At 37.9% G+C, this 21,379-nt stretch carries 20 protein-coding genes and 1 riboswitch; of the genes, 5 read left to right on the top strand and 15 right to left on the bottom strand.

The genetic code is table 11. The features are described from left to right. Nucleotides 1-135: 135 nt before the first annotated feature. Nucleotides 136-235, bottom strand: a riboswitch (SAM riboswitch). A 434-nt stretch (nt 236-669) separates the two neighbouring features. After that, nucleotides 670-1,185, bottom strand: coding sequence for a hemerythrin domain-containing protein (locus AC6CHV_RS18465; RefSeq protein ID WP_498079438.1), 516 nt, complete (start codon nt 1,183-1,185; stop codon nt 670-672). A gap of 573 nt (nt 1,186-1,758) precedes the next feature. On the opposite strand from AC6CHV_RS18465, the gene AC6CHV_RS18460 reads away from it, so the two are divergent. The 5 genes from AC6CHV_RS18460 to AC6CHV_RS18440 all read left to right on the top strand — a co-directional run bounded on the left by AC6CHV_RS18460 (nt 1,759) and on the right by AC6CHV_RS18440 (nt 6,716). Further along, a complete protein-coding gene (locus AC6CHV_RS18460) occupies nt 1,759-2,940 on the top strand; it encodes a glycerate kinase (RefSeq protein ID WP_498079437.1) in 1,182 nt (393 codons plus the stop codon). A 1-nt stretch (nt 2,941) separates the two neighbouring features. Next, nucleotides 2,942-4,390 (top strand): SLC13 family permease, encoded by a 1,449-nt coding sequence (locus AC6CHV_RS18455; RefSeq protein ID WP_498079436.1) that lies wholly within the window; start codon nt 2,942-2,944, stop codon nt 4,388-4,390. A 309-nt stretch (nt 4,391-4,699) separates the two neighbouring features. Next, nucleotides 4,700-5,077 (top strand): GntR family transcriptional regulator, encoded by a 378-nt coding sequence (locus tag AC6CHV_RS18450; RefSeq protein WP_121447754.1) that lies wholly within the window; start codon nt 4,700-4,702, stop codon nt 5,075-5,077. After that, the gene (locus tag AC6CHV_RS18445; protein ID WP_341332833.1) at nt 5,074-5,940 is read left to right on the top strand and encodes an ATP-binding cassette domain-containing protein; all 867 of its coding nucleotides are present in this window, start codon (nt 5,074-5,076) and stop codon (nt 5,938-5,940) included. Before AC6CHV_RS18450 ends, AC6CHV_RS18445 begins: the two co-directional genes overlap by 4 nt. 2 nt (nt 5,941-5,942) lie before the next feature. Next, entirely contained in the window at nt 5,943-6,716 is a 774-nt protein-coding gene (locus AC6CHV_RS18440; protein WP_341332834.1) for a hypothetical protein, read from the top strand. Nucleotides 6,717-6,814: 98 nt separating this feature from the next. Here the strand turns inward: AC6CHV_RS18440 and AC6CHV_RS18435 are convergent, their stop codons facing one another. From AC6CHV_RS18435 to AC6CHV_RS18370, 14 genes are all read right to left on the bottom strand, one after another. Continuing rightward, nucleotides 6,815-7,312 carry a hypothetical protein gene (locus AC6CHV_RS18435; RefSeq protein ID WP_341332835.1) on the bottom strand — a complete coding sequence of 166 codons (498 nt, stop codon included), beginning with the start codon at nt 7,310-7,312 and terminating at the stop codon, nt 6,815-6,817. A gap of 272 nt (nt 7,313-7,584) precedes the next feature. Then, a complete protein-coding gene (locus AC6CHV_RS18430) occupies nt 7,585-8,433 on the bottom strand; it encodes a polysaccharide deacetylase family protein (protein WP_341332836.1) in 849 nt (282 codons plus the stop codon). Between the two features lie 4 nt (nt 8,434-8,437). After that, nucleotides 8,438-8,884 carry a hypothetical protein gene (locus tag AC6CHV_RS18425; RefSeq protein ID WP_121447749.1) on the bottom strand — a complete coding sequence of 149 codons (447 nt, stop codon included), beginning with the start codon at nt 8,882-8,884 and terminating at the stop codon, nt 8,438-8,440. Further along, on the bottom strand, nt 8,848-10,179 hold the full coding sequence (gene pgaC, locus AC6CHV_RS18420) for a poly-beta-1,6-N-acetyl-D-glucosamine synthase (protein ID WP_498079435.1): 1,332 nt from the start codon (nt 10,177-10,179) through the stop codon (nt 8,848-8,850). The genes AC6CHV_RS18425 and pgaC overlap by 37 nt, the downstream gene beginning before the upstream one ends. A 43-nt stretch (nt 10,180-10,222) precedes the next feature. After that, nucleotides 10,223-11,089, bottom strand: a complete 867-nt coding sequence (locus AC6CHV_RS18415) for an MBL fold metallo-hydrolase (protein WP_341332838.1) — start codon at nt 11,087-11,089, stop codon at nt 10,223-10,225. Beyond that, nucleotides 11,089-12,510, bottom strand: coding sequence for a Na+/H+ antiporter NhaC (nhaC, locus tag AC6CHV_RS18410; RefSeq protein WP_341332839.1), 1,422 nt, complete (start codon nt 12,508-12,510; stop codon nt 11,089-11,091). Before nhaC ends, AC6CHV_RS18415 begins: the two co-directional genes overlap by 1 nt. A 194-nt stretch (nt 12,511-12,704) precedes the next feature. Beyond that, nucleotides 12,705-14,132 (bottom strand): amino acid carrier protein, encoded by a 1,428-nt coding sequence (locus AC6CHV_RS18405; protein WP_498079434.1) that lies wholly within the window; start codon nt 14,130-14,132, stop codon nt 12,705-12,707. Between the two features lie 166 nt (nt 14,133-14,298). Beyond that, nucleotides 14,299-15,153 (bottom strand): glycerophosphodiester phosphodiesterase, encoded by an 855-nt coding sequence (locus tag AC6CHV_RS18400; RefSeq protein WP_341332841.1) that lies wholly within the window; start codon nt 15,151-15,153, stop codon nt 14,299-14,301. Nucleotides 15,154-15,297: 144 nt separating this feature from the next. Further along, the gene (locus AC6CHV_RS18395) at nt 15,298-16,662 is read right to left on the bottom strand and encodes an extracellular solute-binding protein (protein ID WP_498079433.1); all 1,365 of its coding nucleotides are present in this window, start codon (nt 16,660-16,662) and stop codon (nt 15,298-15,300) included. A 36-nt stretch (nt 16,663-16,698) separates the two neighbouring features. After that, nucleotides 16,699-17,514: a carbohydrate ABC transporter permease gene (locus AC6CHV_RS18390; protein ID WP_341332843.1), complete on the bottom strand. Its 816-nt coding sequence runs from the start codon at nt 17,512-17,514 to the stop codon at nt 16,699-16,701. Continuing rightward, nucleotides 17,511-18,455, bottom strand: coding sequence for a carbohydrate ABC transporter permease (locus AC6CHV_RS18385; RefSeq protein WP_445724498.1), 945 nt, complete (start codon nt 18,453-18,455; stop codon nt 17,511-17,513). Before AC6CHV_RS18385 ends, AC6CHV_RS18390 begins: the two co-directional genes overlap by 4 nt. Continuing rightward, a complete protein-coding gene (locus AC6CHV_RS18380) occupies nt 18,452-19,573 on the bottom strand; it encodes an ABC transporter ATP-binding protein (protein ID WP_440273955.1) in 1,122 nt (373 codons plus the stop codon). The genes AC6CHV_RS18385 and AC6CHV_RS18380 overlap by 4 nt, the downstream gene beginning before the upstream one ends. Before the next feature lie 202 nt (nt 19,574-19,775). After that, nucleotides 19,776-19,877 (bottom strand): hypothetical protein, encoded by a 102-nt coding sequence (locus AC6CHV_RS18375; protein ID WP_440273956.1) that lies wholly within the window; start codon nt 19,875-19,877, stop codon nt 19,776-19,778. Nucleotides 19,878-19,921: 44 nt separating this feature from the next. Continuing rightward, complete coding sequence (locus AC6CHV_RS18370; protein ID WP_498079432.1) at nt 19,922-20,104, bottom strand: hypothetical protein; 183 nt, start codon at nt 20,102-20,104, stop codon at nt 19,922-19,924. Nucleotides 20,105-21,379 lie beyond the last annotated feature (1,275 nt).

Raw genomic sequence — 21,379 nt, 5'->3', positions numbered from 1 at the left:
GAAAATTTCCTTTGAAAAATCGTGGCATCCGCCGGAGGCTTTATTTATATCAGTAGAAGTATGACTTTTACTGATATAAATTAAAAAGCCCTCTTCTAATAAGAAGAGGGCATACGTGATTAGTTTCATACGCTCTTCTTATCTTTCAAGCTTTACGCTTGCTGGAATTGGCACAGTACAATTGTCTGTTGCCGAGGCTTCGATGGGCCAGTCCCTCCACCTCTCTGGATAAGAATAAAATGGTAATTTAGTTGTTGATATATAAATTACACGGAATTTTTGTTTCTGTCAATCGATTTCAGCGAAAATTTTTAAAAGGTAGAAATTTTAGTCATTTTGTCATAGTGTTTATCGTTCTTCTAAGGATTAGGCTGTTTATACACCTTAAAAAAATGGATATGATAGGACTTTTGTATATAGTTGGAAAAGGTTAATGCTTAATAGCTCCTTTTGATATGACTTTTGGGTACTTTTTGAAAAACAAATATCATAAACGCTTTTTTTCTTATGATTTTTGGATATAACTGGTAATATCCATAGTATAAATGCTGCTTATTGCATGACTTTTGGAAATCACAGGAAAAACCTGCATTATACCATTTGGTGTAAACCCACAAAAAAAGACCTCGAATCATTATATAATTCGCGGTCGCCGTTTATGATATTTTATTAATTTCGTAGTAATCGTTCGAGCTCAGCTTTTTCTTCAGTGGACAATATTCTCTCAGCCAATGGAAAAAGCATATTTTCTTCCTTCGCGAAGTGCTGTGTTAAGGTTGCGTACGCTTGGACTGCGTAAACTGTAATAGTTTGTGCATCATATTCATCCATGTCCTCTCCCACTAGAGCAGCCTCATCAAGGAAATCTCGTAAATGCTTTTCCGCTTTACGATGCTCATATTCCATTGTACCGATGGTTTGATCTTTATCACCAAGACGACGGTCCATCATTGGGAACAGTCCTTCATCCTCACGTTTTGAATGTGCCTTAAGCTCAATATTAAATGATGAAATCTGCTTGTATAATTCTGAAAACAGTTCAAGCACTTTGGGACCAGATTCGTATTCTATTTCTTCCGCAATCTCATAGAAACGATTCATCATTGCCCTCAATGACTCGTGCTCATCCTTTAATTTTTGCAGCGGAGGACTAAGTAGCTTCACATTTTGATCCTCTATCAACATTCAACTTCACCCCTTCACCAGTCATATGTCACCTTCCTATAGCATACGATAATTGCTCAAAAATTTTAGTGATAGGAATCACTAGGTCGAAACCCCTAACAAACAATGTCCTATATGATGCTTGATGATGATAGATATAATAAACCAAGTAGGCAATCAACTAACGGAAAAAGTTGTCTCTACGATATAGGACTAAGTTTTGTAGATACAGGACTAAACGTGCGATTTAACGGACGGAGTTTAAAGGATTTAGGACACATATCTCAATATATCGTACATAACCATCCATAGATTCAGCCATATAAAATACCTTCCAAGCACTCGGAAGGCCAATTATGAGCTTCAGCAAAGAATTACTATTTCTCGTTTTTCTCAGTTGCTTTGTAGTTCTTGAACCGCGTTTGGAATAACATATGTTTCTATTACCTGGTTTAAATAGTGGGACGCGGGACCTGTCCCTGTGTCCCTGGTAGGAGACCTGTGTCGCTCAATGATTTCTCATAATTCTCTCATTCTCTTTTAATTTTTGTACGGTACATTACAGGTATAAACGTTTTATGGGAGGATTTTAAGATGAAAATTGTTATTGTGCCTTCGGGTTTTAAGGAATGTTTAGATGCAGAGGAAGTTGCTTTGGCAATGGAACGGGGTGTGAGGCGCTTTGATACGTCAATTGATCCTGTAGTAATCCCCATGGTTGATGGTGGGGAAGGATTTGTAAAGACTATTATTAGCATTAAAGGTGGAGATTTAATTTATAAAAAGGTAACTGGACCAGTCGGGAAGAAAATCAGTAGTTATTTTGGCTTTTATGAAGAGAGTGGTAGACGTATCGCTGTGATTGAAATGGCAGCCGTAGCTGGGTTGAAGCTAGTGCCTCGTAATCAACGAAATCCGTTAAGAACTACGACCTATGGAGTTGGAGAATTAATAATGGCTGCACTTGATTTCGGTGTCGATCATATCTTAATTGGCTGTGGAGATTCAGGTACTTCTGATGGAGGTGCAGGGATGGCACAGGCGTTGGGGGTTCAGTTTTTAAATAAGGAGCAACAACTCGTCCATATCATGGGAGGCGAGGATTTATTGGAAGTCGACTCACTCATAACCACGAATATAGATAGTCGATTAAAGTATGTCACCATCGATGTAGCATGCAACTGGAAGAACGTATTATGCGGAGAAAAAGGAGTAGCACGAATATTTGGTCCCCAAAAAGGCGCTACTTCAGAGCAGGTTGAGGTCTTATCAACAGCGCTAGAAAATTATGCAACTGTCATTGAAGATGCATCAGGATTGAATGTTCGCTCACTACCAGGTAGCGGTGCATCTGGAGGTTTGGGTACGGGATTACTCGCATTTACAAATGCAACATTACATCCACGATTCGATATCATTATGAATTTTATTAATATTGAGGAAGCAATTTCAAATGCTGATATCGTTTTTACTGCTGAGGGGAGTTTAGATTTTCAAACTCCTAACGGAAAAATCCCGGCCGAAGTAGCCCGGATTGCGAAAAAGAATGATATACCTGTTATTGCTATTACAGGAACTATCGGAAAAGGAGCGAAACTTAACTATAACGCAGGTATAGACGCTTATAGCAGTATTATTAAAAGACCTGTTTCCTTGGAGTTAGCCATGAAAAAAGCACCGAAATGGATAGAGGAAAGTACGGAGTCTGCATTACGAAAAATCGCAATTGGTTGGGGAATGGCAAACAAAAACCTGTTAAAGAAAGTGTCTATTTAACATGATTACGGGATTGGAGAAACAAATTGAAAAGAGTCAACCATTAAAATCTGCGGTCCTGCCCATTTCAAAGCCGCTTGCTCTCGTTGTTTTACATGTTCTCTTCTTGGCAGGTATTGTCTTTATTGATGGTTTGGATTATCGCTCAAAGATTGCTTTATTTACTTTTTTATCTGCAATGACATTATGGGTTACTACAAAAATTCCAGCTGGCTTTGTTGCTATTTCACTGATCGTGTTCACCATTCTCATGAATGCCGGAGAACCGAATTTATTATATGAATCACTCTCTGAAAAAGTAGTATGGTTAATGATCGGATCTTTTATTATAGGTGAAGCAGTCAAAGAATCTGGATTAGCAGATCGAGTCACCCTGATGCTGTTGAGCAAATCGAAAGATAAAGGAAAAGTTCTAGCTGGGGTGAGTTCCATTTTGTTCGCATCCGCATTTTTTATACCGTCTACCTCCGGTCGGGCAGCATTATCTATGCCAATTATCAATCAGTTAAACCAAAAATATACGAAAAAAGAACAAAGTGTGTTTGCATTGTTAGCTCCCATCATTATTTTAATGAGCACGTCCGCCACCCTAATTGGAGCTGGATCTCATTTAATCGGAATTGGATTACTTGAAACCACCGTTCATCAATCCATTTCCTTTATCCAATGGTTCATATGGGGGCTTCCCTTTGCTTTGGTTATGACAATCCTTTCGTTCTTTACTGTGAAATGGCTCCTATGGCCAAGGGATGAATTAAGAGTGTTGAAAAACACTCAATCTGTTGAAACATCTTTATTGAAGAAACAGATGAATAGAACGGAAAAAAAGACCTTGATCTTGATGATTTTTTTAATAATCGGATGGATGACAGAAAGTGTACATGGCTATGATATTGCTTTTATTACGATGGTAGGTGCCATCTTAGTGATGACGCCCAATTATGGAATCATTAACTGGAAACAAGGAATAAAGTCAGTTTCGTGGAATTTGATTTTATTTGTTGCAGCAGCCGCTGCCCTAGGAAAGATGTTGGTTGAAACAGGTGTCGTGAAATGGCTGGAAAAGGAAATACTGAGCTTTCTGCATTTGTTTACAGTTGCTCCAGAGTGGTTAATTGTTTTGGTCATTTTAGTCGCAACAGTTTCAAGCCATTTATATATTACTTCACATACCACACGGGCCATCGTGTTTATCCCGGGATTATTATTATTTAGTGAAACAATTGGAGTAAACCCTTCAGCGGTTGTGTTTTTAAGTTTAATAGGGATGAACTACTGTGTGACATTTCCCGTCAGTTCAAAAGCATTACTTCTCTTTTATGAAGATGAAGGAAATTCATATGACGCTAAAAACCTATTAAAAATTAGTGCAATATTAATGCCAGTCTATATCCTTGTCATGATGACATTCTATTTCTCCTACTGGCAATGGACTGGACTACAATTGTAGTTGGGACAGAGGTTGACTGTCCCTTTTATCCATTCAAAGAGACTGTCTGTAAAAAAATAATGGGACACGGTACCTGTCACCGTGTCCCATTTTGGTGTTGCTTATTAGCAAATCTCACAATGGGCTTAGCGAATAATGTTTCCTCCAAAATGCAATAATCTTCATCGCATCCCCCCACCTTTACCCCAAAAATAGAAAACTCCGCACAAACAATATTGACTTTTAACAATACATCTATTATGGTTATATACATAACTATATAACCATTTATGTATATAACTTATATATTACGAATAGTAGGCGATTATTATGCAAAAACCATTTGTTCAAGACAAACCCATTTATTTGCAGGTTCGTGAAAAAATCGAAGATCAAATACTTAACGACCAACTAAAAGAAGGGGAGCAAGCACCTTCAACTAATCAGTTAGTTAACTTTTACAAAATCAACCATGTCACTGTATCAAAAGGAGTAAATCAGTTAGTTGAGGAAGGGATTCTTTTTAAAAAAAGGGGAATTGGAATGTTTGTAGCCCAAGGTGCAAAAGAAAAACTAATCCAAAAACGCAAGGAATCTTTCGTTGATGATTATGTAGTCAAATTAGTTCATGAGGCTTATAAGTTAGGAATCACTGAAAATGAAATCATTGAATTCATTAAAAATGTAAAAGGGCGTGAAATAGAATGAAGGTTAAAGCGGAAAATCTTCAAATTAAATACGGAAACCAATTAGCTCTTAAAGATGTTTCTTTTGAGTTAAACGGAGAAAAGATATATGGATTACTAGGCAGAAATGGTGCAGGAAAAACCACTCTTCTTTCCATTTTGGCATCATTCCGTGAACCAACTTCAGGATCCCTTACCATCAATGGGGAAATACCATTTGAAAATGCCAAAGTTATGCAACAAGTGGCATTTTTGTATAACAAAGATTATAAAGATGAGTCAGATAATGTTATAGCAATGCTGGAAGACGTACAAAGATATCGTCCACATTTTGATAGAGACTATGCAGATTTTCTAATAGATCGATTTATGCTCGATAAAAAGAAGCCGATTAAACAGTTTTCAAAGGGAATGCAATCTTCTTTAAATGTCATTATTGGTTTAGCAAGTAGATCACCCATCACTATATTTGATGAAGTATATCTAGGAATGGATGCCCCTTCGAGGGATATATTTTACAAAGAGCTTATCCAGGACCAGGAAAAACATCCACGGATCATTATCTTATCCACTCACCTTGTTTCGGAAATGGAATATTTATTTGATGAAGTTCTTTTATTAGACAGGGGTAGCATTCTACTTCAAGACGATTACGATTCACTTATTTCAAAGGGAGCCTCAATTACTGGAAATGTAGAGTTGGTCGATGAGTTTGTTAAGGGTATGAGACAGATTAACATACAACAACTAGGAAATACAAAATCCGTTACAGTTTATGGAGAACTTACAGATCACGAAAAAGAAGTAGCTTTCGAATCCGGACTTGAAATAGCACCCGTCTCCCTTCATGATTTATTTGTTCATTTAACGCAAGGAGGAAATTAAGAATGAAACCAACAGCAGTATTTCCAAGGGTTGCAAAAGACATCTTTTTTGTCCAATTAATGTGGACTGGCGGTTTTTTAGGAATTATGTTAATCGTGAATATTGTTAAATTAATATTTGCAGGTATAAAAGGAAACGAGGCTGAGGGATTTTTTAGTTCTATATTTGTTGCAGGAAATATTTATATGCTGATAATCGGGATTCTTGCTATCTATTTTCTCCCCCATTTTGTAGGAAACGGTGTGACTAGAAAAGATTATTTTATTGGTACAGTTCTCGCTTCTATTGGTCTATCAATCATTATACCGATTATTACCCTATTGGTATCAGTTCTGGAACGATTGATATTAAATATTTTGGATATAACTTTAAAAGGACAAACAATTAATGAAGTGGACGTTGACGGTGCAGTTATTGGAGATATAGTCCAGTCTATCATCATTTCACCTTATGTTGATCCTCAAAGCAATTTGTTTTTGGCTATTAGTGTACTAAGTCTAAATCTTTTAGTTATTTATTTGATTGGTTGGTTAATCAGTTCAAGTTTCTACCGATTTGATACTGTAGTCGGAATCGGTTTTATTTTGATTGGATTAAATCTCAAAATGTTAAAAGATACTTTCCTTAGAATTTCTCTCGATTTACCTATACCTGGTTGGTACACTAAATTAGATATCCTGCCGATAAGTTTCTCATTAATCGGTATATTGTTGATCATACTAATTTCGATTTGGTTTATTCGACTATTAACTAAGAAAGTTGCCATTAAAATGTAAGAAAGCCGATATTGTTTATCGGCTTTTTTTATGTAGAGTTGTTCAACTATTGTAAAAATATAATGGGGACACGGCACCTGTCACCGTGTCCCAACCTGTCATGCGTTTATCATTTTTTGAGCCTGATTTTGGTGTAATTTTTTCATTGCAAATCTGGCAATGGGTTGTGCAATTAATGATTCTACCCAAAATGCGATGAAAAAGTTACGCGGCCAATCATAGAAGAATGTTCGAATTGGTTCCATGCTAATTTCCTTCATACCTATCCACGATCCGATTATTGTTAGTAAGATTGATAAAATGGTTACACTAAACAATATTGTAAATAAAACTCTGGCATTGAATCCATCTGTGGGTTCAATGAACTTAGGTACTAATTTACTAACAATCGGATTTGCCACAAGAGTGACCAAGAGTATGACACAAATCCATACAAACGGAAGTACTTTTAATGTTTCAAAATAAACTTCTTTCCGGAAGCCAAATTTAAATCCCATAATAAGAGGTCCGATAATGTTTACCGAAAGTATTGAAATAATGGCTAAAAACAATAAAAATTCTTTTCCGTTTCTTGGTAATCTTGTTTCTTCTTGCATATCCGTCATCTCCAAAATAAATATTTCAGATAGCAGACGTATCGTTAGACATATATTTTTGGTCAAGTTAGATGACCAATATCTCTACAAACTGATTTAACAATATTATCACGAGGCATGAAAGTAATTCAATACTTCGTTATTAATTTAAATATTTATATACCCCCTTTATTGTAGTAAAACCAATAAGTAGTTCAACGTTTTTTTAGTGTAAATGTGTGCTTTAGCTTCCTAATATGGTGGGACAAGGGACCTGTCCCTGTGACCCACTCTTATTTGATCCATTGTAGGACGATTTCATCAAAGACGGGTTGATTGACCAGTATGCGGTTCATCCAGTAGTTATCATTTTCGGAAGTGATTGAGCGTGGTGCGAGAATTGATGCAGTCTCGTAACCTGATTGTTTAATTGGATTCACAAGTTCTGCTCTCCCATTTCCAAATGGATAGGCGAAATCTTTTACCTCAATATTTAAATGATCTTCAATTAATTCTTTACTAAGTTGAAGGTCTTCTTGAAAATCTCTGTAGTTTCCTTCAAGGAAAAACACTGGGACATCACCTGAAAAATAATGCATGTCAAAGGTATGGGAACCAATAGTTGCCAGCCCACTTTTTATCATCGTTTGAAGTTGCCCCCATGACGCCATTTCTAAATTCGAGTAATCCTTTCCCACCTGGCCTGCAATGATAAATAAAGTAAATGGGATGTTATTTTTCTTTAAAATCGGATAAGCATTCTTATAAACTGACACATCAATATCATCGAACGTTATCCAGATACATTTATCAGGAAAAGTACCTGTTCGCTTTGCCTCTCTTAGTTCATCCGGAGTAACAAAGGTTGCACCCTGCTCTTTTAATTGTTTCATCTGATTTTCAAGTTGCTTGGTATAGACACTGTATTTCGTTAATTCTTCCGACTGAGTGGCCAAGCCAAAAATTTTATAAAAAAAGTTCTCATCGCGAACTCGATGATACGTTAAACCTAAGCATCCATTTTTGTCGAGCTCCTCTGGAAACGTCATTGCAGGATCGGTAAATTCTTTAGTCGAGATTAAATATACAATTCCTCCAACGAGAGCAAAGAAAATAAAGATAATCAAGATATTCTTACTCATTTCATCACCTAACGAGATCCTGGATTGGATTTTTCTCCAATGTAATGTCTTTTGCATTTTGCAAGGAATCATAGTCCTCTTTACTAATTAAGCCAAGTGCTAAAACCTCTTCTTCAGTCGTTGGTTGCGGATATTTTCTTCTTGCCAAATGACTAAACCTTTTTGTATTGTAGTACTTCCAAAACCATAATCCTAAGTAACATGCGATAAAAATAGCAAATACTGTATAAATGAATTCCCTTATTTCAATATTTGTTGTTTTAAATAACATCTTCACAATATTTAAATACTCATTATTATTGTTAAGAATAGCGCTGACAAAAAAGAAGATGACAAATAGACAAAATATCCAAATTAAAAGTGAAAAAAAACCAATAATCACTTCATGAGCCCAATTACGTTTAGTTTTAATAATTAATTCATTCTGTTCCCTCTGTCTGGGCTTGTCCATGTCGCATACCCCCCTTTGATTCGTGACTTTATTGCTTTCGGGAACGCAAACACCACAATAACTGCATTTAGTACCCAATAAATGACCGGATACCAAGCTGCCCACAGATAGTACTTCAAAATTCGGTCATATGGAGAATCCACCTTAATAGAAATCAACAATTGAATTAAGCTTAAAAAGATTAGCGAAAATGAAGAAAAGGTGATCCAAATGAATAGCTCATTAATGCTCGTAGCGGTAGCGAAATAGTAAAGAGTCACAAAAGTCCAAGAATAAGACCAAAGTAAGCTTACCCATTGCTCGATATAAATGGGCCAAATTCTTCGGTGCTTCCAATTCAGCATTATTTTCCAATGTCTAAGAATAACTTCCTGTCCACCTTGAGCCCACCGAATTCGTTGTTTCCATATCCCTCTAATCGTTTCAGGTACCAGCATCCAGCACAGCGCACGTGGTTCATATCGGATATCCCAAAACCTCTCTTGAAGCTTCCAAGATACTGAAATATCTTCGGTAATCATATCGCGGTCCCATAGGCCAACGTTTATTAGAGCTTTCTTTCGAAATGCCACTACTACACCTGATACTGTCATAATTTTACCCAACGTACGCTGGGTTCTTTTTATCGCACCTATAATCGACGCATATTCCACAATTTGTAGGCGGCTCAGTAATGTATCACGATTGCGTATCCTAGGGTTACCTGTTACAGCACCTAATCTCTCACCACGATTAAAAAATTGGTAAATCAAATAGTATGGGGCATCAAGGTCCAAAATGGCATCTGAATCAATACAAATTAAATATTCTGCTTTAGATGCATGTAAGGCAATATGTAAGGCATTGGCTTTCCCTCTATTTTCCTTACAATCAATGACTCGAAGTTCTTGATATTGAGGGGCTAATGTATGGAGAATATTAGCTGTACGATCAATACTTCCATCATTCACAACAATGATTTCTTTATGCGGATAATTCACTTTTACTAGATGTTTGACTGTTTCTTCAATCGTTTCCTCCTGGTTATAACATGGGATTAAAATACTAACAAAGGGCCACTCAACCTTGTTAAAATCAACCTTATTCTTTCTTTCCCTGTACCTAAAAAAGAGGCTAGTACCTGCTATCCAAATTAAGGACATAATCAAAGGGTACCAAAAAATAAATTGTGAAAGATACGCTACCAAACTCTCCATATAATCAACCCTGTTTCGTAAAAATAAAGATAAGTAACAGTAGTCTATGTAATTCCGAATACATTTATAATGGGACGGTCTACTTTCCCATGTTTTCATCCTCCAAATAAAAAAGTGGGAGGCGATAATCGCGTCCCACAATTCATATTCTAAATTCCGTTTCTTCATCTGCAATATTGAAACCTGTTGCTTCGATTTCTTTCCTTAATGCTCCGTCTCTGTGCAATACAGGGTTTGAATGATTAAGATGTGTAAAATATATTTCGGTTTCTCCTACTAAATCCTGTAGCAACTCCATTGTCTCAGTCATTAGTGGATGGGGAACCTGTCGATAATCACGCCCAATATTCGCTAAATCCTGTGGCGAATGAAATGTGCCATCAAGGAAACAAATGTCCGCCTCTTTCACTGCTTCTCGAATATCAATATTCCATTCTTCCCAACGATCAATATCTGGAATAAATAAAACCTTTTTATTTGGGCCCTTGATCCAATAAGCAAACGTCTCAGAAAACTCATTTCGATGAGGAACGGTTACCGGAGTAACTGTTACTTCCGAAGAAACATTCACAGGTTGTCTATCCTTGATTTCTTGGACAACAATGTTCTCAAGTGCCGTAAGCTGGCTCCAAGGAGCATCATTTTCAAGTAATCTTTTCATTTTTGTCCCTGCCATTACGGGTAATTGTCGGGAATTAATCGCTTCTTTCCCTAAAAACATCAAACCTGGATAATGGCCGATATGGGCATGCGTTAGAAAAATACTGCTCATCAATTTGGATTCTAATCCATATCTCATTTGTAATCGCGCCATTTGCTCTCGGAAATCAGGGGTAGCCTCAATTAAATGCCATTTATCCTCATTTGGTAAAATGATCGCTAGTGATGCCGCTGTTCTTTTATACTTTGGATCTTCCATTGCCCTTTTACAATTTTCACAAAAACAATTCGCTTGTGGTAAACCGCCATCTTGCGCAGTCCCAACCACACTTAAAATAACTTCACTCACTATACAACTTCCCTTTCTACTTGAGCAGGTTCTCTTTCTTGGCTGTAATCCTTTCTAGCAATAGTCCATCCGGTGAAACCAAACAACAGATTTACTAATGGAACAAGATAGATAAAGAAAGCATAAGGGATAAACTCCCATGCACTGACACCTAAAATGCTCGTTGCAAACACGGCTGGAACACTCCATGGGATGAGGTTAATTCCTACCGTCCCCATTGACTCCACTGTTCTAGAAAGGTTTTTCGTATCAATATTCATATCTTTATACTTTTGAACGAAAGTTCTTGCAGGTAAGATAATTGCCAAAAACTGAGCTCCACTTGCTAATGCAACAACAAAGGTTGATAAAAGAGTAGATCCAATGAGTGCTCCAGTTGTTTTTACCTTCCTCATCATCTTACCTGTTAGTATTTCAAATGTTCCCGTTTCTTCTAGAATACCACCAAGTGCAGTAGCAATCATTAGCATTCCAACGGTTCCAAGCATCGAAGCAAGTCCACCTCGATTTAACAGTGAATCAATTTCACCTATTCCCGTTTCAATCTTAAAGCCACTTGTCATAAATTGAACAATTGAACTTACCGAGATTCCTTGCACTACAACAGCTATAACGGCCCCTAACAAGCCGACACCCATTAATGCTGGTAATGCAGGAGTACGTTTTAGCATTAAAAGGATCGTTAATATCGGTAGTAATAATAACAATGGGTGAATGACGAATGCTTCGTCTAATCCAGACATAATGACTTCAATCGTTCCATTACCGATACTTGTGTTATTAGCAATCTCAAAACTGCCAAACATCCAAAATAACAGAAGGGATACTACAAATGCAGGAATCGTGTCCCAAAGCATGTGTTTAATATGACTAAATAAATCCGTATCTACTAGAGCTGCAGCAATATTGGTCGTATCTGATAAAGGTGAAAGTTTATCCCCTAAATAGGCACCTGAAAGAACAGCCCCTGCAACGAGAGCCGATGAGAATCCCAATCCTTCTCCAATCGCCATGAAAGCTAGTCCTACAGTTGCGATAGAAGTAAAGGATGTTCCTAGAGTAATCGAAACAATACCTGTTATTAGCGCAACGAACGGAACAAACCATGACGGATCTAAAATCGAAACACCATAATAAATCATTGTTGGAATAACTCCACTCGCAATCCAAGATCCAATAATCGTCCCGATTACCATTAATATAAATACAGCTGGTAAAGACCTTGTTACTCCATTTACCATCATTTGTTGAATATCATTCCAACTCCATCCACAGCTGATTGCTATGATGGATGCCAAAATCACCCCAACTATTAACGGAAAATTCATTCCTGCATTCCAGATAAAAATAGAGCAAGCTGCAGCAATGATTAATCCTAATAATGGAATGATTGCTTTCCAAATTGTAAGATTTGATTTCACCTTTTCCCCCACCAGTTCTAAAAATCGATTTTTATAGTTTATAAGATTCAACATATACTTTAGTGCTTTAAAGCTTTCATGCTTTTATGCTTTTTACTGCGATAATCATAATTTATTTTCATTCATTAGTCAATATCCTTAGTAAACATATGCACAAAAAAACGAATTCCATTTAACGGAATTCGTTTTCACTATTAATACCCACGGCCTTTTTCATCTTCTCCCCAACATTCAACATCACCCATATTTGGTACGTTTTTCTTGTAGAATACTGGATCCTTGCCTTGTCTTTGTTGGACTACATAATCATGAATAACGCCTTTTACTACCTTCCATAGCAGCAGGATTGCAATAAGGTTAATGATTGCCATAATGGCCATAAAGAGATCGGCTAAATCCCAAACAATTTGTACTTTTGCAATGGAACCAAACATGACAAAGACGACAACAAATAGACGAAATATGCCTAAGCCAATTTTCGATTCATTAATAAATTCAATATTTGTTTCACCGTAGTAATAATTACCAATTATTGAACTGAAGGCAAACAGAAATACAGCTACTGCTAAGAAGATTCCAGCCCAATCACCTAAATTCTCGGCTAAAGAAACTTGAGTCAAGTTAACTGAAGCAGCGTCAGATTGAAGATACGCATCGCTTAGTAATACGATGGCAGCTGTTGCAGTACAAACTAATAATGTATCAATAAAAACCCCTAGCGTTTGAATTAAACCCTGTTTGACTGGATGAGTAACAGATGCCGTTGCCGCTGCATTCGGGGCAGAACCCATTCCCGCTTCATTTGAGAATAAACCACGTTTTATCCCGTTCATGATTGCTGCCCCTAACAAACCAGCAAAGGCTTCTTCCAATCCAAATGCAGACTTAATGATCAACGCTAACACACCGGGGAGCTCAGTAAAATTTTGAATTACAACCAGGAGTGCGATAATAATATAAAGAACTGCCATAACCGGAACAATAATTTGAGTGACACTCACAACACGCTTTAATCCACCAAAGACGATAATACCTGTTATAACAGCAATTATGATCCCAACGACAACACGATTAGCACCGAAACTTTCTTCAAAAGCAATGGATATCGTATTTGCTTGTACCGCATTAAACACAAAGCCATATGTAAATGTAATAACTACGGCAAAAATGATCCCCATCCACCTTTTATTTAATCCTTTTTCCATATAATAGGCGGGACCACCACGAAACAACCCAGTTTCGTGATCTTTAATTTTATATACTTGTGCTAGTGTACTTTCAACTAGTGAAGTTGCACCACCAATTAGTGCAATCATCCACATCCAAAAAATTGCACCAGGTCCTCCAAGGGCAATTGCCGTCGCAACCCCGGCTATATTTCCAGTCCCAATCCGGGATGCAGCAGAAATTGTAAAAGCCTGAAAAGAAGAGATCCCTTTTTTCCCTGATTCATCTCTTGGAGTACTTTCCGTAATAACTTTAAACATATCAGAGATTAATCGGAATTGAATAAAGCCTGTCTTAAATGTAAAAAAAAGACCAACTCCAACCAACAATATGATTAACAAATACGAATACAAAAAGGTATTGATTTCACCTAAAGTACTACCAAACCAATCCATAGATTCCCCTCCTACACTTATAGTTACAAATCCTTCTATTCCTTATACATTTTTTGGGACAGAGGGACATGTCCATAGTCCCAAAATTTTTTATTTAAGACGGTTTCTAGCGGAAACACTGTAAAATAAAAGTGGGACACGATAAATATCCCCGTGTCCCACCCTTTTATACAAATTTCATCTGTTCATTTCTAATGCGTATTGCTCTTTCAGGATAATCTGTAATAATCGCATTGACTTTAAGACTAAGTAATTTTTCAATTTCATTTGGTTCATTGACTGTCCAAACCCTTACCTTATCAAAAAGATGTTGGAAACTCTTCTCATTATCCTCTTTAATCTTTTTATTAAGATAGTGAATGGCTTCTTTTGGGAAATACATTGGGAATTGCTTGCTGAGTTGTAATACTTGTTGGTATATTTCCCCCTTTGGCAAAAGAATCGCTTTGTTTAAGTGAAAAGCCTCTAAATATAACGAAGTAAGATAATCGTGTGGAAGAGAAATACCTTCATTTAACAACCAGGCTATTTTGGTGTCCGAGTTAATCTGCTTTATTCTCAAAATGGATGGCAAATGAAAGGATGAATAAATTATTTCTAAATTCTTTCCATATCGCTCAACAATTGCTAGTACCTTTTCCTCAATTCCTTCGTAAGGTACAGAATAGGTTTTTAGCTCGATATTAAGTTCGATTTGATGAGGAGCCACTAACGTTAGTACTTCTTCAAGCGTAGGGACCTGCTCATTATCCCATGCTTCCTCGTATTCGTTAAAATGTGTGAAGGAGCTTCCGGCGCTGTATTTTCTGATCTCAGCTAAGGTTAAATCTTTTATCCAACCAGATCCAGTTGTTGTTCGTTCAAGCGTCTCATCATGAATGACAACAACTTCCCCATCCTTTGTCAGATGGACGTCTAATTCCAAACCATCTACACCTTGATCAATTGCCTTTTTAAAACTAAGCAAAGTATTTTCAGGATATAATCCCTTTGCACCACGGTGTCCATAAATTTTTGTCATCGAAAGTCACCCTCTACATTCGTTTTTTAAAGTGTATTATCTGTACCCATCTTAAAGTTCTTTTTTGTAAAAAAATAAATAGTGGGACACGGTACCTGTCCCCGTGTCCCAAAACTGAGGAGCAGAACGCCGTGTCCCAACGATTTATTTTGCTCTTGCTTTGTTGGCTTGTTCAATTGCTTTGTTAAATTGGTCTACGGCAGTGGTATAGGCCTCATCTACAGACCCGCCATTGTATACGGATTCGAGGGCTGTTTCCATTACTTTTCTACCCTGTGGAAGCATATCCATTAAAGCGCCTTGTGTAGCAAATGATGATTTAGTTGCTTGTAATTGATCCACCGTAACACGTAATTGTGGTTTTTCAGTATGGGCATCTTTTACCAATTGTTCCTCGTATGCATCAGGGTTTATAGCAAAGTAACCTGTACCTACATGCCATTTTGCTTGTACTTCTGGAGTTTGTAAATATTTCATGAATTCCCATGCCGCTTTTGTTTCTGCTTCTGGTTTTCCATCGATCATCCAAAGACTAGCTCCACCAATGACTACCCCTTCACGTTCCTTATTTTCAGGGTGTGGTAGGAAAGCAATACCCACTTCAAAAGGAGCATTGTCGATAACATCTCTAGCACTAGCTGATGATTGTAAAAACATGGCTACATCCCCAGCTAAAAATCCAGCAACCATGTTATCTCCGTTTGTACCATAATTCGCAAATGTACCGTCGTCTACCATTCTTTTAACCCATTCAAAAATGGATTTTCCTTCATCTTCTGTCCATCCGATCTCAGTTGGAGTCTCTGAACGTCCATTGTCATTATTCAGTAGTAAAGCACCTTGATTCGCTAATAATTGTTCCCATAACCACCCATACGCTTGTAAAGCGAAGCCTTTCATTTCCGGATTGGATTCCACAATCGCTTTACCAGTAGCTTCTACTTCTTCATAAGTTGCAGGAGGTGATACTGGATCTAAACCAGCTGCAGAAAATGCATCTTTGTTATAATACATAACCGGAGTGGATGAGTTAAATGGCATTGAATAAAACTTTCCATCTAATGAGTAATAATTCACAATGTTTTCTTCTAATCCACCCATTTCATAACCATCAGCATCTACTAGTTCTTGAATCGGGATAATATTTCCACTATTAATCATTGACATAGTTCCGATTTCGAAGGTTTGAATCATTGTTGGAGCACTATCAGTACCAGCAACAGCATTAAACTTTGTTAATGATTCATCGTATGTACCTTGATATTCCGCATTTACTTGAATATCCTCCTGTGATGTATTGAAGTCTTCCACAATTGCATCTAGTGCTTCTTGACCCGCACCACCCATAGAGTGCCAAAAAGTTACAACCTGTGGGCCACTACTTTCTTCCGAATCTGATCTGTCATTTCCTGAGTTTTGGTTGCTGTCTCCAGAGGTGGACTCACCTCCAGCACATGCTGTCAAAAGCAAAACGAAACCTAGAGCAAGGAACATCATAAATCTTTTCATTTCTTCATCTCCTTTATTGTATGTTCGAGGTATCTGTTATTTTACAGCGCCCTCTGTTAAACCTGTTTGTAGCTTCTTTTGTCCTAGGAAAAGCAGTATTAATGTTGGGATAATCACAATAACAGCTCCTGCCATGATGACACCCCAATCATTTAACTGTTCCTGTGTTTGTAATTGTTTCAAGCCAATTTGCACCGTTCGAACAGTGTCGTTAGTGGTTGCAAGAAGTGGCCATAAATACATATTCCATGATGTTAAAAAACCATATACCCCTAATGTAACTAGGCTAGTCCTTGATACAGGCAATACGACAGTTAAGAAAAATTTGAAATCACCAATCCCAGCAATTTGGCTCGCTTCCCTTAGTTCTTTAGGAATTTGTTTAAAGTTCTGTCGTAACAAAAAGGTGCCAAACGTCGTTGCAAAGAATGGAATGGTTAAGCCTGCGTAATTATCAAGCCAGCCTAAATCACGGATAATGTGAAAGTTAGGAATGATAGACGCCTCAAAGGGAACCATCATTGTTGCAATAAACAGATAAAATAATAAATCTCTTCCTTTAAATTCTAAAAATACGAAAGCATAGGCTGCTAGACTTGATAAAGCCAGTTGGCCGAGCATAATCACAATTGAAACTACAAAACTATTAAACAAATATTTGAATAACGGAAAACGTTCAAAAGCTACAACATAATTGTCTGCTGTTAGCTCGGTCGGCATACTAGCTGTTAAAATATCCTGGTTCGTCATGAAACTCATAACAATCGCCATTATGGCTGGGCCTGCAATTAAAAGGGCTGAGACAATTAATAGGATATAGAAGGTTACCTTTCTCCCCAATGACATCATCATTGATAGTGGACCCTCCTCTCACCTAGCTTAAATTGCAGTGCAGTCATTACTAAAATTAGTATAAATAACACGATTGCTTGTGCACTTGCTGACCCGAATTGATAATTCACAAATGCCTCACGGTAAATCGAATACACGATTAGGTTCGTCTCATTTGCTGGACCGCCTTGTGTCAAAATATCAATTTGACCAAACGTTTGGAACGAATTGATAATCGAGACTGTAATCACAAAAAATAATGTCGGTGAAAGCATCGGGACCGTAATTCTTCTAAATTTATAAAAATACCCTGACCCCTCAATATCCGCACTTTCATATAGTGAGGTATCGATAGATTGTAAACCACCTAATAAGATCAAAAATGTAAAACCTATATTCATCCAAATAGTCGTAATGGCAATCGCAATCATTGCCCATTTCGGATCTGTTAACCAGCCAATCGATTCCGCTCCAAACATGTTAAGTAATTGGTTCAATAAACCCATTGTCGGATTGAATAAGTAAAGCCAGAATACAGAAGCAGCCGCAACAGATATTCCCATGGTTGACGTATAAACGGTCCGAAAAAAGCCAATACCCTTTAACTTCTCATTGGAAATGACGGCTAAAAACAAACTGATAATAATAGTTGCAGGTACCGTATAGATGACAAATAAAAAGGTATTTTTAAAGCTTTTTAGAAAAATAGGATCGGAGAACATATATAGATAGTTTTCTAAGCCCACGAATACAGTCGTAGCTCCCTTTGCATCAGTTAAAAAGAAACTTAAATAGAGAGTTTTAAACAAAGGGTAAAATAGAAAAACACCAAACAAAACAATAGATGGCAACAAAAATACAATTCCTTTAAATAAACTTGAAATGCGTTTTTTCCTTCTTGCTTTTTCAATTTGAGCAGTAAAGGATTCTTTACTTTCAATAATTGGACTGATCATACTCATATGGCTACAACCTCTTGTCTCTTCCCTAGTTGAGCAGATTTAAGTAGATTCCCACTGTCACCATCAAAAAATAAGATGTATTCTGGCTTAATTTGCACAGGGACCATTTGTCCAAATTGAACGTTCCATTGTCCAGGCCATTTCGCTGTCCATAATTCAGAACCTACATCAAAAGCAATGGATGTTTCATTGCCTAATTGTTCAATATTCACTGCTTCCAAATATGAAAGATGTTCTTCTTTATTTAGCCCCGAAAATATATGTTCAGCGCGTATCCCCACGACTAGGTTCCGATTTCGTGGTAGATCACTTGTTATCTTAGGATCGACTGGTATATGTAGCTGATTTTCAATAATCAGTTGGCTCTCATCCTCCGAAAATGTAGCCTTCCCCAGATTCATTTTTGGTGAACCGATAAACGACGCAACAAATAAATTTTTAGGTTCGTTATATAAGGTAATCGGTTTACCTACTTGTTGGATTTTACCCTCATTTAGCACCATAATTCGGTCACCCATTGTCATCGCTTCAACTTGGTCATGGGTAACATAAATCATCGTTAATCCTAGACGTTTCTGCAGCCTTCGAATTTGAACCCGCATATTAGCACGTAGCTTTGCATCCAAATTAGATAGTGGTTCATCCATTAAACATAAAGGGGCATGACTTACAACCGATCGTCCAAGTGCAACACGTTGTCTTTGACCGCCAGAAAGCTCCCTAGGTTTCCGTTTCAGCAAACCACTTAACCCTAGCATTTCTGCAGATTCTATAAGCCTTCTTTGTTGTTCTTTTTTATCCACTTTCCTTGCTTTTAAGCCAAACAGGATATTTTGTTCTACAGTTAAATGTGGATATAATGCATAGTTTTGAAAGACCATAGATAAATCTCGGTTCTTTGGGGGGAGCAGATTCACGACTTCATTATTGATCTTCAATATTCCACCCGAAATCTCCTCAAGACCCGCAATCATCCGAAGCAATGTACTCTTTCCCGATCCAGAAGGACCAACAAGTACGAAAAATTCACCCTCTTCTATCGAAACATTGATACCGTCCAATACATCCTTTTGTTTATCATAGGATTTAGAGATGTCAGTTAACTCAACTCGACTCATGCCAAACCTCCTTTCTAATCACATCAACATTTAACCATAATTTTTGCTATAAAAAAGCAAATTTACAGTTTTTTGACAATCTCTTAAATCTACTTGATTAACTAAAAATTAAATTCACAAATTAAACGAACCTTTACACAAAACAGGACCGATGCACTATTTACAAAAGAGGACAGGGATATGCCTATTCCTCTGGTTTTATTCACCTTGCATCGTATAGGTAGCCATTTTTTGCAAGTTCCTCTGATAGTACTACGATTTTTATGTGTTCAAGATGTGGAAATCGACCAATTTGATTGGACATCCGTCTTGAAATTTAAAAAATTGTTTTTCCCTCTGATGTAAAATTCATGTAGGGTTTTCCTCTAGATGCCCCACCGTTAAATTGATTGCCACCTTTTCCTTGAAAACTTCCTGGGGACAACAAGTCTTTCTTCCTCTATCCTTTGATGAAGATTCACTTTTCCCGTCAGATATATCAATAGCCGCACTGATTACAAATCCACTTTCTTCTATTTCTACACAATCCAACAACCTGTCACCAGTATTAGCAAGCAAAGGATTAATAAGCTTTTAATTACTTTCATTCCCCTTCCCCCCACCTATTTTAGAAATTAACAGAAGTAGTAGTGGAATCAACATACTTAATACAATTCCGAAGTACCTTTACCACGGGAAACCTGTTGAACAATTTCACGTGTACTTTGGTAACTTCGGACTGCGCTAGGCAATTTCTGCTGAGCTGTGTCCGAAGCTTTGGTATCTTCGGACAACGCTAGGCAATTTTTACGCATGGGTGTCTGAAGGCGAGGTATCTTCGGACAGTACATGGCAATTTCTGCTGGGCTGTGTCTGAAGTTGAGGTATCTTCGGACAACGCTAGGCAATTTTTGCGCTTGTGTGTCTGAAGGCGGGGGATCTTCGGACAGCACAAAGTAATTTCTGCTGAGCTGTGTCCGAAGTTTGGGGATCTTCGGACAACGCTAGGCAATTTTTACGCATGTGTGTCTGAAGGCGGGGGATCTTCGGACAGAACTAGGCAATTTCTGCTGGGCTGTGTCTGAAGTTTTGGCATCTTCGGACTGCGCTAGACTATTTCTGCTGAGCTGTGTCCGAAGTTGAGGCATCTTCGGACTGCGCTAGGCAATTTCTGCGCATGTGTGTCTGAAGGCGGGGGATCTTTGGACAGTATAAGTCAATTTCTGCTGGGCTGTGTCTGAAGGCGGGGGATCTTCGGACAGAACTAGGCAATTTCTGCTGGGCTGTGTCTGAAGTTTTGGCATCTTCGGACTGCGCTAGGCAATTTTTACGCATGTGTGTCTGAAGGCGGGGCATCTTCGGACAGAACTAGGCAATTTCTGCTGAGCTGTGTCTGAAGTTTTGGCATCTTCGGACTGTGCTAGGTAATTTCTGCTGAGCTGTGTCTGAAGTTTTGGCATCTTCGGACTGTGCTAGGCAATTTCTGCTGAGCTGTGTCTGAAGTTTTGGCATCTTCGGACTGTGCTAGGCAATTTCTGCTGAGCTGTGTCTGAAGTTTTGGCATCTTCGGACTGCGCTAGGCAATTTTTACGCATGTGTGTCTGAAGGCGGGGCATCTTCGGACAGCACAAGGCAATTTCTGCTGGGCTGTGTCTGAAGTTTTGGCATCTTCGGACAACGCTAGGCAATTTTTACGCATGTGTGTCTGAAGGCGGGGCATCTTCGGACTGCGCTAGGCAATTTCCGCTGAGCTGTGTCCGAAGTTTGGGTATCTTCGGACAACGCTAGGCAATTTTTACGCATGTGTGTCTGAAGGCGGGGCATCTT

This window comes from Ferdinandcohnia sp. GQ5 (assembly GCF_059759275.1).
The sequence above is the reverse complement of the archived record's forward strand: the minus strand, read 5'-3'. Positions and strand labels throughout refer to the sequence as shown.

Excerpts from the sequence above, each read along its gene's own strand:
- AC6CHV_RS18405 (WP_498079434.1), bottom strand. The coding sequence starts at position 14,132 with ATGGATTGGTTTGGTAGTACTTTAGGTGAAATCAATACCTTTTTGTAT.
- AC6CHV_RS18460 (WP_498079437.1), top strand. The coding sequence starts at position 1,759 with ATGAAAATTGTTATTGTGCCTTCGGGTTTTAAGGAATGTTTAGATGCA.
- AC6CHV_RS18465 (WP_498079438.1), bottom strand. The coding sequence starts at position 1,185 with ATGTTGATAGAGGATCAAAATGTGAAGCTACTTAGTCCTCCGCTGCAA.
- AC6CHV_RS18385 (WP_445724498.1), bottom strand. The coding sequence starts at position 18,455 with ATGAGTATGATCAGTCCAATTATTGAAAGTAAAGAATCCTTTACTGCT.
- AC6CHV_RS18390 (WP_341332843.1), bottom strand. The coding sequence starts at position 17,514 with ATGATGATGTCATTGGGGAGAAAGGTAACCTTCTATATCCTATTAATT.
- AC6CHV_RS18440 (WP_341332834.1), top strand. The coding sequence starts at position 5,943 with ATGAAACCAACAGCAGTATTTCCAAGGGTTGCAAAAGACATCTTTTTT.
- pgaC (WP_498079435.1), bottom strand. The coding sequence starts at position 10,179 with ATGAAAACATGGGAAAGTAGACCGTCCCATTATAAATGTATTCGGAAT.
- AC6CHV_RS18450 (WP_121447754.1), top strand. The coding sequence starts at position 4,700 with ATGCAAAAACCATTTGTTCAAGACAAACCCATTTATTTGCAGGTTCGT.
- AC6CHV_RS18445 (WP_341332833.1), top strand. The coding sequence starts at position 5,074 with ATGAAGGTTAAAGCGGAAAATCTTCAAATTAAATACGGAAACCAATTA.
- AC6CHV_RS18455 (WP_498079436.1), top strand. The coding sequence starts at position 2,942 with ATGATTACGGGATTGGAGAAACAAATTGAAAAGAGTCAACCATTAAAA.
- AC6CHV_RS18425 (WP_121447749.1), bottom strand. The coding sequence starts at position 8,884 with ATGGACAAGCCCAGACAGAGGGAACAGAATGAATTAATTATTAAAACT.
- AC6CHV_RS18380 (WP_440273955.1), bottom strand. The coding sequence starts at position 19,573 with ATGAGTCGAGTTGAGTTAACTGACATCTCTAAATCCTATGATAAACAA.
- AC6CHV_RS18400 (WP_341332841.1), bottom strand. The coding sequence starts at position 15,153 with ATGACAAAAATTTATGGACACCGTGGTGCAAAGGGATTATATCCTGAA.
- AC6CHV_RS18375 (WP_440273956.1), bottom strand. The coding sequence starts at position 19,877 with ATGTCCAATCAAATTGGTCGATTTCCACATCTTGAACACATAAAAATC.
- AC6CHV_RS18435 (WP_341332835.1), bottom strand. The coding sequence starts at position 7,312 with ATGCAAGAAGAAACAAGATTACCAAGAAACGGAAAAGAATTTTTATTG.
- AC6CHV_RS18430 (WP_341332836.1), bottom strand. The coding sequence starts at position 8,433 with ATGAGTAAGAATATCTTGATTATCTTTATTTTCTTTGCTCTCGTTGGA.
- AC6CHV_RS18395 (WP_498079433.1), bottom strand. The coding sequence starts at position 16,662 with ATGAAAAGATTTATGATGTTCCTTGCTCTAGGTTTCGTTTTGCTTTTG.